At 53.6% G+C, this 12,230-nt stretch carries 10 protein-coding genes and 1 pseudogene; 8 read left to right on the forward strand and 3 right to left on the reverse strand.

Translation table 11 applies throughout. The annotated features are described in order from the left end of the window. Positions 1-37 precede the first annotated feature (37 nt). Both ABJL60_RS06880 and ABJL60_RS06885 read left to right on the forward strand, forming a co-directional pair. Positions 38-1,228, forward strand: a complete 1,191-nt coding sequence (locus ABJL60_RS06880) for a mandelate racemase/muconate lactonizing enzyme family protein (protein WP_348373645.1) — start codon at positions 38-40, stop codon at positions 1,226-1,228. Then, entirely contained in the window at positions 1,225-2,118 is an 894-nt protein-coding gene (locus tag ABJL60_RS06885) for a DMT family transporter (RefSeq protein WP_348373646.1), read from the forward strand. Before ABJL60_RS06880 ends, ABJL60_RS06885 begins: the two co-directional genes overlap by 4 nt. Before the next feature lie 15 nt (positions 2,119-2,133). Here the strand turns inward: ABJL60_RS06885 and betI are convergent, their stop codons facing one another. Continuing rightward, entirely contained in the window at positions 2,134-2,817 is a 684-nt protein-coding gene (betI, locus tag ABJL60_RS06890) for a transcriptional regulator BetI (protein ID WP_348285411.1), read from the reverse strand. A 175-nt stretch (positions 2,818-2,992) separates the two neighbouring features. Between betI and ABJL60_RS06895 the strand changes: the two genes are divergently transcribed. The 5 genes from ABJL60_RS06895 (at position 2,993) to ABJL60_RS06915 (ending at position 9,838) form a co-directional block, all read left to right on the forward strand. Continuing rightward, complete coding sequence (locus ABJL60_RS06895) at positions 2,993-3,943, forward strand: ABC transporter substrate-binding protein (protein WP_348373647.1); 951 nt, start codon at positions 2,993-2,995, stop codon at positions 3,941-3,943. 121 nt (positions 3,944-4,064) lie between these two features. Next, entirely contained in the window at positions 4,065-5,153 is a 1,089-nt protein-coding gene (locus ABJL60_RS06900; protein ID WP_348285409.1) for a betaine/proline/choline family ABC transporter ATP-binding protein, read from the forward strand. Continuing rightward, positions 5,153-7,228 (forward strand): ABC transporter permease subunit, encoded by a 2,076-nt coding sequence (locus tag ABJL60_RS06905; RefSeq protein WP_348373648.1) that lies wholly within the window; start codon positions 5,153-5,155, stop codon positions 7,226-7,228. Before ABJL60_RS06900 ends, ABJL60_RS06905 begins: the two co-directional genes overlap by 1 nt. Then, entirely contained in the window at positions 7,228-8,394 is a 1,167-nt protein-coding gene (locus ABJL60_RS06910) for an enolase C-terminal domain-like protein (RefSeq protein ID WP_348373649.1), read from the forward strand. Before ABJL60_RS06905 ends, ABJL60_RS06910 begins: the two co-directional genes overlap by 1 nt. Before the next feature lie 16 nt (positions 8,395-8,410). Next, a complete protein-coding gene (locus tag ABJL60_RS06915) occupies positions 8,411-9,838 on the forward strand; it encodes an aldehyde dehydrogenase family protein (RefSeq protein ID WP_348373650.1) in 1,428 nt (475 codons plus the stop codon). Between the two features lie 590 nt (positions 9,839-10,428). Here the strand turns inward: ABJL60_RS06915 and ABJL60_RS06920 are convergent. Further along, on the reverse strand, positions 10,429-11,610 hold the full coding sequence (locus ABJL60_RS06920) for a peptidase S41 (protein ID WP_348373651.1): 1,182 nt from the start codon (positions 11,608-11,610) through the stop codon (positions 10,429-10,431). Positions 11,611-11,736: 126 nt separating this feature from the next. Between ABJL60_RS06920 and ABJL60_RS06925 the strand changes: the two are divergent. Next, positions 11,737-11,856: pseudogene (locus ABJL60_RS06925) on the forward strand (integrase); the annotation flags it as partial. On the opposite strand, the gene ABJL60_RS06930 reads toward ABJL60_RS06925, so the two are convergent. Continuing rightward, positions 11,806-12,195: a helix-turn-helix domain-containing protein gene (locus ABJL60_RS06930; RefSeq protein ID WP_348376576.1), complete on the reverse strand. Its 390-nt coding sequence runs from the start codon at positions 12,193-12,195 to the stop codon at positions 11,806-11,808. The pseudogene ABJL60_RS06925 and the gene ABJL60_RS06930 overlap by 51 nt on opposite strands. Positions 12,196-12,230 lie beyond the last annotated feature (35 nt).

Consider the following 12,230-nt stretch of genomic DNA (forward strand, 5'->3'; position numbering starts at 1 on the left):
TATTTTAAAAAACGAACCCTTACAACTGAGATTTGATATGCCACACACCACGTTCAACATCGACCCAGATGCTCATCCAATCCAAGTAGCGCAGGTCGAGACGTGGATCACAGCCGTACCCACTGGCGCAGATGATTGGGATACGGCCAAGCCATTCCTCTTTGTTTGCCTGACAGATCAAAATGGCCAAAGCGGCTGGGGTGAAGCCTTTGTGCTTCCTTGTCGCGAAGCGGCCGTGGCCGAGATGATCCACGCGCTTGCGAACGAAATAACGAAGCAAGGGGGCACTACCCCCTGGAGCTTTCGCGCACTCGCAGCCAAGATCGCGGATAAGCATCGAGGAATGGATTATGCGGCTGCAACGAGTGCGCTGGAAATGGCGCTGTGGGATTTAACTGGCAAGCTGGCGAATGCCCCGCTTTATGCATTGCTTGGTGGTGAGAAAAATCGCGAAATTCCGATTTACGCCAACATCTGGAGTACGACCAGTGGCGACGCATTGACGCTAGGTGCGCGCGCCGTCGCGTTGGTGGAACAGGGTTATAGAGCGGTCAAGCTTCACCCGCTCAATCCCGTTCATGGGCTTAAAGTCGAGCAAGCGGCGGATTGTGTTTTTCATGTGCGCGATTGCATTGGTCAGGATGTTGCATTGATGGTTGATCTGGATTCTCAGGATCGGCTTGATGTGGCGCTAGAGTTTTCGAATTTGATCGCCGCCGCCAACCCGTACTGGTTTGAAGAGCCCGTTGACGGACAGTATGTTTCGACATTGTCGGATATCCGGCAAGAAACGGGTCTAAGAATCGTCACCGGAGAAAAACAATGTGGTCTGCCGCATTTCCAGTGCGTTCTTGAAGCGGGTGCTGCCGACATTTTGAACCCTGATATTGCGGGTGTTGGTGGGGTGTTGGATATGTTGGATATTGCTGCCATGGCGCATGCCAAAGGCGTGACGCTGTCGCCGCATTGCTGGAACTCAATGACCGTCGCAGCGGCAGCGATGCTACATGTTTGCGCGTCTATTCCCAACGCAGAGACGGCTGAGGTCTACCCAGAGTATATTGCCTTTGGGTCGCAGTTTGCTCGGGTTGGTTTTTCGTTAGAAGGGTCGCATGCGCGCCTTACCGAAAAGCCGGGTCTTGGGGTCGATATAGACGTTAAGGCCTTGGCAAAATGTTCGGTGGCGCACAAGGTCAGTGATCTAAGCGGCAAAGGAGTGTTGGGATGAATAAGTCAATCGAGCGCAGAGCAACGCTCGCGTGTCTCTATTCTGGTGCGGTATGGGGGCTGTTCTGGATCCCATTGCGGGGACTGGAACAGGCTGGCCTTGAGGGGTTGTGGGTCACTGCTGTCTATTTCCTTGTACCCACGTTGTGCCTTTTGCCTATTCTGATCTGGCGCTGGAGGCAGGTCTTGTTCGGTGGCCTGAGCTTTCAAATCACGGCACTAACGTCTGGTGCAGCGCTGACCTTCTATGCCGCGTCTATTCTGTATACCGACGTGATCCGCGCGATGATGCTGTTCTATATGATGCCGATTTGGAGCGTCATTCTAGCGCGTGTTTTCCTAGCAGAACGGATTATTCCGGTGCGTATTGCCGCAATGGCAATGGCGGTCGTTGGTATGTTGATCTTGTTCGGATTGGGGCTCGAATTTCCGCTGCCACGCAATGTTGGTGATTGGTTGGGGATGGCTGCTGGCGGGTTTTGGGCCGTCACGATGCTAAGGCTGCGCATCTATGCAACGCATTCTGCGGTCGACTTGACTGTTGGGTTTTTCCTATGGGGTCTGATTTTATCAGGGGGTGCCGCACTGGTGCTGACGCCTGCCTCTGTTCCAACTTGGACACAAACCCTGCCCGCTGTTCCGATGTTGCTTTTGTTTGTGGTGATGTTGGTCATTCCAGGCACCATTGCATCACTTTGGGGCCCAAAGTTCCTGAACCCCGGCGTTGTCGGCCTATTGTTCATGACGGAATTGGTCGTGGGCGCGGTTTCAGCGGCGATCTGGGCCGGAGAGCCGTTCGGGCTGCGCGAATTTGTGGGTGTCGTGTTGATTTCAGGAGCGAGTCTGCTGGAGCCGATTAAACGGTTGGTCTTTGCCTCGCGAACGGCGTGAAAAGACCCTTTCGGGTTAATTCTGAATAGAGCGATCCCGAAACGCCTTTGACCCAAGAGCAATCCCCGCGATGGTTTCCATCCGGGCTCGGGCAGCTTTGTGTTTTGCGATGCTTTTGGCGTCATTAGGAAGCAGCTTCATAATAGCGTATTCAGCTTCACCGATCGCTAACTTGCTTTCCACAGGTTCCGAGAGCGAACCGCTGCGCACCCAGATACCATCAATCAGCACACCAAGAAGCCGTGCCGCAAGTTTCGCGTCTTCAGGCCCCAAAAAGTGTTTCAACTCGTTCAACAGGTTACTGCGAATGCGCGCATTATTGGCGATCTGAATGCGCTGACACTGCTTGTTGTGTGGTGTCTCAGAGATCAGCGAGACCCATGCCTGGCAAACCCTGCGGTTATAGATCGTCTCGTGAAAGTTCGAAACGATGATCGCCCATAGCCGCTCGTATGGCGATTCAGCATGGCGATATAGCTCTACAACTGATTCGCTCAGAAGCGTGTTCGAGCGGCGAAACACTGCCGCCAAAAGTGAACTCTTGTCTTTGAAATGGTGCAAGACGACCCCTTTGGATACGCCGGCGATCTCACCGACTTTTTCCAATGTGGTCCCGCGAATTCCAAAACGAACGACGGCCTCAAACGTTGCCTGTGACAGCTCAGATCGTCGGATAGATCGTATGGAGCTTGATCGCATGGGTCAGCGCCTCTTTCCTATTTGTTTGATTATTACGGTAAGGGCTCTGGGGTAAGAGTTCAATAAAGAACCATTGACACTAAAAACAAACCAATGGTAAGTTTTTAGTACAGATGGAAATATATCTACCTGCTTGAATGTGAAATTGGCAGGCAAACCATTGGGGGGAGATTACATGTTTAAAATTTCAACAAAGGCGGCATTCGTCGCGTCAACGCTCGTTGTTTCCAGCGGAGCAGGATTTGCCCAAGGCATTCCTGAATCGGCGGACACCATAAAAGTCATCCTGAACGACTGGACCGGACAGCACTTCTCGACCCGGGTTGCGGGTGAGTTGCTGGAGAAGATGGGATACAACATCGAATATGTCAGTGCGGGTGCTTTGCCGCAGCATGCTGGCCTTGCGCAGGGCAACCTGCACCTTCAGACAGAAGTCTGGAGCAATAACGTCGGTGACATTTACCCCAACGCGGTCGCTGCTGGCGATATCGTTGTTGTGGGCGATCTTGGGTTGGAGCCAAAAGAGGGATGGATTTACCCGCCCTATATGGAAGAAAAATGCCCAGGTCTTCCTAGCTACACAGCCCTTTATGATTGCGCTCAAGCATTTGCAGGAGCCGAAACATTTCCAGAGGGTCGCTTGATCACTTACCCGGCCGACTGGGGCACGCGGTCGCGTGATGTGGTCGAGGCAATCGGTATGCCGTTCACGCCGATTGCCGGTGGCAGTGAAGGCGCAATGATTGCAGAGCTAAACTCGGCCATGGCCAACAAAGATCCGATCTTGATGATGATGTACCAACCGCATTGGATTTTTAGTGCCCATGAATTCAATTGGGTTGAGTGGAATGCAGTCGAAGGCGAGTGCGAAGAAGAAACCCAAACGAAGGAAGCTGCGTGCGGATTTGCACAAGCCCAGGTCAACACCGTCGTCTGGAGTGGGTTTGAGGAAAAATGGCCGGCAGCATTTGCGATGCTCACAGAGCTTACGCTGACCAATGCTGATGAAAACGCCGCTATCCTTCAGGTGGACAGTGAAGGGCGCGACGTAAGCGATGTTGCCTCTGAGTGGATCGCCAATAACGCGGACCGTTGGCAGCCATGGATTGATGCCGCAACGCAGTAACACGCATTCAAAATTGAGCGGCGGCGGTATAAAGTCCGCCGCCGCTTGCCTTCGCCACATGCACTTGCAGCGTTGATCGACCCAAAGCGATCCGCCGCCCTTCATTCCCCAGGAGATCCAGATGAAACCAGACCATTTTGATGGCAAAGACGTTAAATTGTCCTGCAGAAACGTCTGGAAAGTCTACGGAAAGCAACCTGATCAATTCTTTGGCGACAAGAACCACGCCATGGATGACCCATCCGCACACGCCGATACCATTCGCGATGGCGGGCATATTGTAGCCAATGCAGATGTCAGTTTTGACGTCCACGTTGGCGAGATTTTTGTCATCATGGGGCTGTCTGGATCAGGAAAATCTACGATCGTCAGATGCCTGTCTCGGTTGGTCGAACCCACGGCAGGAGAGGTGTTGTTGGATGGTGAAGATCTGCTCAAGAAATCCGATGCCGAACTGATCGATGTCCGCAGGCACAAAATGGGCATGGTGTTCCAAAGCTTTGGCCTGATGCCGCATTTGAACGTCATCGACAACATTGCGTTTCCGCTAAAGCTGCAAGGTGTCTCTGAGGCTGAGCGATATGCGCAGGCGGCGCGGGTCATACAACTTGTTGGCCTTGAAGGACGCGAAAACAACTTCCCGAAAGAACTGTCCGGTGGGCAACAGCAGCGCGTTGGGATTGCACGGTCGTTGGCCGTTGAACCAGACGTTTGGTTTCTAGACGAGCCATTTTCGGCGTTGGACCCATTGATCCGCAAACAGATGCAAGATGAGTTTCTGCGCATCCAATCGGTCCTGCACAAGTCCATCGTTTTCATCACACATGACTTTCAAGAAGCACTGCGTATCGCTGATCGCATGGCGATTATGCGGGATGGAAAGATCGTGCAAATCGGACGGCCGGTGGACCTGATCTTGAATCCGGTCGATGACTATATTCGCAAATTCACCAACGATGTCCCATGGGAAAGCATCCTGCATGCTTCCGACATTGCCGAAGCCCCAAACGGGCCAATAGACCATTTGCCCAAGGTTCCCGCGTCCGCGTTGGTTGAAAGCATGCTGTTGCAATTGGCCGAAAATGAAGAGGGCTTGGCTGTGGAAGATGACGCTGGCGCCCTGCTTGGGGTGGCGACCGCACGCGGTTTGGTGGCGGCCCTCGCAACAGGTGACAACTGCAATGTCCCTGTCACACAAGGACAGAAATAATGGGGCCCAAGCTGGACCGAACGAGCCTGCAATGGCTGGCTGTGATGCTGATCACAATGATCTGCCTTGCCTTGCAGGGCACATTGGGCTGGATGGCCGAATATCCTGACGCGCTAATTGTGCCTATTTCTGACTGGCTGAATGTCATTATGACTTGGATCGTCGACAACCTTGGCTGGTTCTTTCTTGGTATCTCTTGGGTTCTGGAATGGCCGATCAAAGGTGTGCAATGGGTGCTACAGGCCCTGCCTTGGACTGTGACCGCATTTTTGTTTTGTGTTGTTGCTTACGCCGCATCGGGTTGGAAATTGGCTGCGTTCACACTCGCCTCTGTATTCTACATCCTGATTATGGGCTATTGGGTCGAGAGCATGAACACCCTTTCGCTGGTCGCAATATCGGTGCCGCTTGCGATCATGGTGGGTTTTGCGTTTGGGGTTTGGGGCTTTTATTCGGACCGCGCCGAACGTGGGATCATGCCGATGTTGGACATCTTACAAACTGTCCCAGCTTTTGCCTATTTGCTGCCCATTCTGATGCTGTTTGGCTTTGGCACTGTGGTGGGCCTGATCGCCAGCGTTTTGTATTCCTTTCCGCCAATGGTGCGAAACACGATTGTCGGTTTGCGTGGGGTATCATCCGAAGTCATTGAATCAGGCTTGATGGCGGGGGCCACGCCGCGACAACTGTTTTGGCAAGTCCGCGTTCCATCTGCACGCCGGCAAATCTTGCTAGGTGTCAATCAGGCGACAATGGCGTCGCTGAGTATGGTCATCATTGCCTCGATCATTGGGGGGACTGCTGACATCGGTTGGGAGGTGTTATCGACCATCCGCAAAGCCCAATTTGGCGAAAGCCTGTTGGCGGGATTGGTCATAGCCTTGATGGCGATGGTCATTGACCGCATTACAGCAGGTCTGGCCGCCCGTTCAGACGACTATGATCCGCAGGCTAAGACCTTTGCCCAACGCAACCGATATTGGATCGCTGCGGTTTGTGGCTCGGTCCTATGTTTTGCAATCGCGCAGGTGTTGCCAATTTTCGACGTATGGCCCCGCGCGTTTGAGTTTAGCCCAGCCTCTGTGATGAACGATGGCCTCAGCTTTTTGGTGACGAATTTCCGCGATCAGATCGAAGCGGTTAAGACCTTTGCCTTCTTCTTTGTGATGTTGCCTGCCAAGATCGGCCTTCAGGGCGCCGTTAGCCCGTTCACATGGGGCTTTGCCCTGACGACGGTGCATATTGTGGGTTACGCCATTGTTATGGTCGGCCTTGCTGCGTGGTGCACAAAACGCTGGAGCGCTCAGGCCGGGATCGTGGTGCTGCTCTTTGCGATCTTCTTTTACTTTGGTCTGACAAAGATGCCGTGGCCTGCAGTGCTGCTGATTTACGGCTTTGCGGGTTGGAAGATTGGTGGGCCATTCTTGGGCATTGGAACATTGCTTGGCCTCGGCTTTATTGTGGTTACAGGTATTTGGCCCGAGGCAATGCTGTCAATTTACCTGTGTGGCATTGCTGTCATAATTTCATTCGTGATCGGCACGGCGCTTGGCATCTGGGGTGCGCATAATGAGACTGTTTCGGCAATCTTGCGGCCCATCAACGACACCCTGCAGACGATGCCGTTGTTTGTGATCATCATCCCCTTTGTGATGATTTTTAAGATCGGTGAGTTTACGGCACTTTTGGCGATCATCGCCTATGCTATCGTGCCTGCAATGCGGTATGCCGAACACGGGTTGCGCAGCCTACCCGACCATATTATCGAAGCCGCCCAAATGATCGGAGCAACCCGCAGCCAGATGCTGTGGCAGGTCAAAATACCGCTGGCTTTGCCGGTGATGATGTTGGGGCTAAACCAGACGATCATGTACGGTATAGCGATGCTTGTGATTGCTGCGTTGGTTGGCACCAACGGCCTAGAGCAGACGGTCTATATCGGGTTGAGCGACGGCAACTTTGGGGTCGGTATCAATGCTGGTATCGCAATGGCAATCATAGCGATTATCGCCGACCGGATGACCCAAGCTTGGAGCCGTAAGCGCCAAGAAGAGTTGGGACAAAAGGTCGGGTGATGCAGGATCAGAGCGCACAAACGCATGGCGTTACTGTTGATCGGATCACTCTGTCGGCCATTGGCCCTAACACTGACAAGGTCACGTTTGGGACCCATCTGGGGCCCATGCATGAGGCAATGATCATCGCAAATCTAAGCCTGTCAAATGGGGTTGAGGCCATCGCGGGTCTGACCACCTATACAGAGCATGAATTCGATATGACGGCCTTTTCGTCGGCGGTCCTTATGGCCCCTTTTGTGTTGGGCAAAAGCGTTTTTGATATTCCGAAGATCTATCAAGACATGCGCGCACGATATGTTCCCTTGGGGCATATCGCGACGTCGTTGTTTGATATCGCTTTGCATGATGGCAAGGCGAAAACCCTAGGTGTGCCAATTTACAAAATGCTTGGTGCTGCGCGTGACAGTATCAGCGCCTATGCGTCCTGTCCGTTGCTGGCCAGTGACGCGGCGTATGTCGAATTTTGCAAAGACAGGGTGGCACAAGGATATCGCGCGATAAAGATCCACCCCTACGGTCAGATAGAAGACGACATCCGATTGGTTCAACGGTTGACCGACAGTTTTTCGGGGCAATCTGTCCGCTGGAACCTTGATGCAGAGGGTGCTTATTCATCCACGCAGGCCTTGCGCATGGGGCGTTTGTTGGACGGTCTTGATTGGGAGTTTTTCGAAGCTCCGATGCCGGACAGCAACCTGCTTGGGTACAAATCATTGGCGGATGCTGTTGATATTGACGTTCTGTCCAGCGGCAACGGGATACCGGATCTACATCTGATCCAACTGGCCCTGCAAATGGGCGCGTGGGACCGTACCCGTTTTGATGTGACTGGCATCGGCGGGTTTACCGGTGGCGTCGCAGCAATGGCAGCAACACGCGCGCACGGACTGAAGGGCGAATTGCAAAGCTGGGGCTACACTCTGACCCAAGCGGCGAATTTACATCTGTTGCTGTCCCAAACAAATTGCGACTATTTTGAGCAAGCGGCACCGTTCGAAGCATATGAGTTCGGGGCTAAACAAGTCTTTCGCCCCGATGCACATGGCCACGTAAGGGCCAATGACCTGCCGGGCCTTGGTGTTGAGATAGATTGGGACGTCCTCGCGCCATGGGTTTACGCAAACCGTGAATTCCGCAATCCTTGCATGCAACCGCATATATAACCGGAGCCTAAGATCCATGAACAACCTACAGAAATTCTACATCAACGGCTCTTGGGTCGAACCCTGCTCGGATGCTACAATGCCGGTCCTGAACCCAGCGACCGAACAAGAAATCGGGACCATCGCTATGGGCGATCAGGCGGACGTGGACAGTGCTGTTGCGGCGGCAAGTGCGGCCTTTGAGAGCTATTCACGAACCAGCAAAGCAGAGCGATTGGCGCTGCTTCACCGCCTTAAGGACGTGACCGAAAAACGTTTCGAGGATTTGGCACAAGCGATGCGCATGGAGATGGGTGCGCCGATCACCATGTCGCGCGAAGCGCAGGCTGACGCCGCTGTTGGCCACCTTCAGGGCTTTATTGACGCGCTGGAGGGGATGGAAGGCCGGACGGTGCTGGCCAATGGTGACATTCTGCTGCACGAGCCCATCGGTGTGTGCGGTCTGATCACGCCGTGGAATTGGCCGATGAACCAGATCGCGCTCAAGGTCATTCCAGCGCTGGCGACAGGGTGCACTTGTGTTCTGAAACCATCCGAGCACACACCCGTATCCGCCATGATCTACGCCGAAATTATTGATGAGGCTGGGTTCCCTGCGGGGGTCTTTAACCTTGTTCATGGGGATGGCCCGACCGTAGGGGCCGCAATGTCGCGCCACCAAGACATTCAGATGATGTCGTTTACCGGATCAACCCGCGCGGGCGTTTCCATCACCCGTGATGCGGCTGAAACAGTCAAACGTGTAACGCTGGAATTGGGCGGTAAATCCCCCAACCTTGTGTTTGCCGATTGCGATCTTGATGCACAGGTCACCGCGTCAGTTCAGGAATGCATGTATAACACCGGTCAATCATGTGATGCGCCGACGCGTCTGTTGGTGGAACGCAGCTGCTATGATGAAGCCGTGCAAATCGCCAAGCGCGCCGCAGAAGGCACCACTGTCGGGGATCCCGAGCAAGAGGGCGATCACATTGGGCCGCTGTTTGACCGCATCCAATATGACAGAGTTCAGGCGATGATCCAGCTGGGCATCGATGAAGGCGCTACGTTGCTTGCAGGTGGGCTGGGGAAACCTGATGGCTGTGACGCTGGTTGGTTTGTCAAACCAACGATCTTTTCTGATGTGCGCAACGATATGCGCATCGCACAGGAAGAAATCTTTGGTCCCGTGCTCGTTATCATTCCGTTCGATGACGAAGAGCAGGCCATTCAGATTGCAAATGACACGCCCTATGGGCTGGCGGCCTATTTGCAAACGGGCGATCCATCCCGTGCTGAACGCGTCGCCGCACGCCTGCGCGCAGGGGCAATTCACATCAACGGAGGAGGTTTCAACTATGGCTCTCCGTTTGGCGGATACAAACAATCCGGCAATGGTCGCGAAGGTGGGTTGATGGGCTTGGAAGACTATCTTGAGGCCAAAACGCTGCATGGTATAGCCTAAGGCGATTTAGCCGCTCGGGCCCCTGTTATCGCCGAAGGCAAGATCGCTATCGGCTGAACTGCAGAACGGCCCGAAAGCAGTCATTGGCGCAGCCGCAGCGAAAGAGCACTTCGATGAAGGTCTTTCGATGCGGGCCACTGCGCGAGGTTTCGGCGGGGGACTGACCTTGGCCCACGTTGACAAACCTCTCAGGGAGGAAGCCGTGGGATGCTGAGAGTGACCTATGGGGAAAGTGCGAGGCTGCTGTAGGTTGGTTTGAGCCTTGGCGTATTTGTCGAATGCAATTGAGGTGGTTCAGAGGCCATGAGTAGCATGATCTTGGCGTTGATAACGATAAACATTGGCGCGTTTCCAACATGTTAGATCGTTTGGCGCCGCAGATTACTCCACCCTGATGAGGCGCATAAGGGAGCAGGTATTTTGCATTTTGACGGACATCTCGTCATGCGGCGGCCTTTCTGGGTGGCGCTCGGGTCTGTGGCTTTTGCCCCCGCCTGAAGGTCTCGATGATGCGCATTTGCCCGCCGCAACTGCACTCACCGCAACCGTCATCCGTTGGTTATGAGGCCTGACCCTGTGTCTGCGCTTATCTAGGTTGTAAGACTTTCAAGGACATCCCTGCAAAACTGATCTTGTGAAACGATGTCGTCCGAATGAGCGACGAAGCGACGATCCAGACCCAGTTTCCCAACGGGGACGATCTCTTCCGCAATCTCGGACGGTGTCGTCAGATCGATTCGACCTCCCGCCCAATCATGAAAGGCCGTAGAGTACCGGACGCAAGCGCCGCTAGAACACAAGTCGATTATTCCTCCTTCCGCAAAGAACGTTAGCCCATCTCCCATCTCTTCTCCAATAAGGGCAAGCCGTTCTCCTATTCTGTACTTCAAGATGGCGACGAAGACGATCGCAGCGGAAAATGTGAATTTGTCGACAAGCAGACCTACTTTGCGTTCTTCTGAGCCCTCTGAAATAGCGTCGATCAAAGGCAGCGTTTGAAGAAAATTGCCGCCGGTATTCCCTCTAACGTCAATCAATAGAGGAGCGCCGGGACGCGATCTTACGAAGCCTGCCGCCTCAGAAATTTCATTCGAAAGGTCTGTATCGCTGGTGTCGAAAAAACTCGGGAGGACCATTAATAAACCAAGTTGGCCAAAGTCTTTAATGCTCACAAAAGTCTCAGGAGACCAGGATGCGTCGGCTTTCCCATGTTCGTTTCGCGGATAAAACGTCGACCCCAGAACGACATTTTCGGCGTTCAGAAGTAGTTCGCTGATCTGCCCGCTTTCATTGCTTACTCGGTATTCGATCATGCCGCTGCCCGAAGTAATACCCAGACGCTGCAACGCGCTTGGCCAAACGAAAAGGATTGGCCCAATGACACGTTTTCGTTGCTGCGTTCCTGCCAAAAAAGTCTCGGTGGCCCTTTCGATCTCTCGCAAGGGAACGCCATCAATGGATAGTAATTCGCCTCCAATCGCTTCAGAAAAATCGGATGCGGCGTCGACCAGCCGCACAGCACAGCCAATGGTTACAAACCTTAAAGGGAGAACTGAGATAGCGTCGTTCGGGATTAAGCGGGTATGTCCGTTTCCTGGAAGTGCCAGAAGGCTCATTAGAGATAGCAGGAATTCGTCACTCGAATGCGCAAGTGCTTCCTGGCGAGCTTTGTGGATGGCGTTATCCAATTCCTCTTGTCTGACTGATCGAAAGCTGGGATCGGTCGGTAGGACTTTTCTCACTATTTGCTCTAAATCTTGGATTATCAGCATTCGCCTAGACTATTAATATCTACCGCAGAGTCCAAGGTGGGTACACCGTGTACCTCAATGGCCCCGCAGCACATAGAATTTTGCATACAATCAGGTATCGATGAGGATGGCCCATAAGACACATTCAGGGTCCGTTTAGAGCATGCTGAGAACCATCGTGAGCTTACCCTCTTCAACATGGCCATTGATTGCAAGCTACGCGGTTGTGATCTCTGTCGCATGCAAGTCGTAGATGTGATGGCATCCCCCCCTCTCATTATGAGACGAAACCCCGTGAGAACAGCCGCCGCCACCCTTCGAACGGGCGCTTGGACCAAGGGTAATATCAAGGTGCAGCTCATACTGATTGGACCCGCGCCCGCCATCACCGTCCCCTCTGGCATGGCGCGTAACAAGGCCGCTTTCCTCCGAAGTCGTCATGTGCCGGAACAGCGTGGCACGGCCCATCTCGCGTTCATCCGCCAACCGCTGGGCGCTTAGGTTGCACTGGCTCGTTTCCTTGTTGTGGACGTCCACCAGTTGGATCAGCACAATTTTGGCAGCAGGTTTCAGACCTATGACATTCGCAGCCCAGATCAACGCCATGCCACTCATGGCTTTAAACCGCGAACCGTTTGCGA

The sequence above is a fragment of the Ascidiaceihabitans sp. genome, assembly GCF_039986515.1.
Taxonomy (GTDB): Bacteria; Pseudomonadota; Alphaproteobacteria; order Rhodobacterales; family Rhodobacteraceae; genus Ascidiaceihabitans.

Coding starts and splice junctions, on each gene's coding strand:
- ABJL60_RS06905 (WP_348373648.1), top strand. CDS start 5,153: ATGGGGCCCAAGCTGGACCGAACGAGCCTGCAATGGCTGGCTGTGATG.
- betI (WP_348285411.1), bottom strand. CDS start 2,817: ATGCGATCAAGCTCCATACGATCTATCCGACGATCTGAGCTGTCACAG.
- ABJL60_RS06915 (WP_348373650.1), top strand. CDS start 8,411: ATGAACAACCTACAGAAATTCTACATCAACGGCTCTTGGGTCGAACCC.
- ABJL60_RS06930 (WP_348376576.1), bottom strand. CDS start 12,195: ATGGCGTTGATCTGGGCTGCGAATGTCATAGGTCTGAAACCTGCTGCC.
- ABJL60_RS06880 (WP_348373645.1), top strand. CDS start 38: ATGCCACACACCACGTTCAACATCGACCCAGATGCTCATCCAATCCAA.
- ABJL60_RS06920 (WP_348373651.1), bottom strand. CDS start 11,610: ATGCTGATAATCCAAGATTTAGAGCAAATAGTGAGAAAAGTCCTACCG.
- ABJL60_RS06910 (WP_348373649.1), top strand. CDS start 7,228: ATGCAGGATCAGAGCGCACAAACGCATGGCGTTACTGTTGATCGGATC.
- ABJL60_RS06885 (WP_348373646.1), top strand. CDS start 1,225: ATGAATAAGTCAATCGAGCGCAGAGCAACGCTCGCGTGTCTCTATTCT.
- ABJL60_RS06900 (WP_348285409.1), top strand. CDS start 4,065: ATGAAACCAGACCATTTTGATGGCAAAGACGTTAAATTGTCCTGCAGA.
- ABJL60_RS06895 (WP_348373647.1), top strand. CDS start 2,993: ATGTTTAAAATTTCAACAAAGGCGGCATTCGTCGCGTCAACGCTCGTT.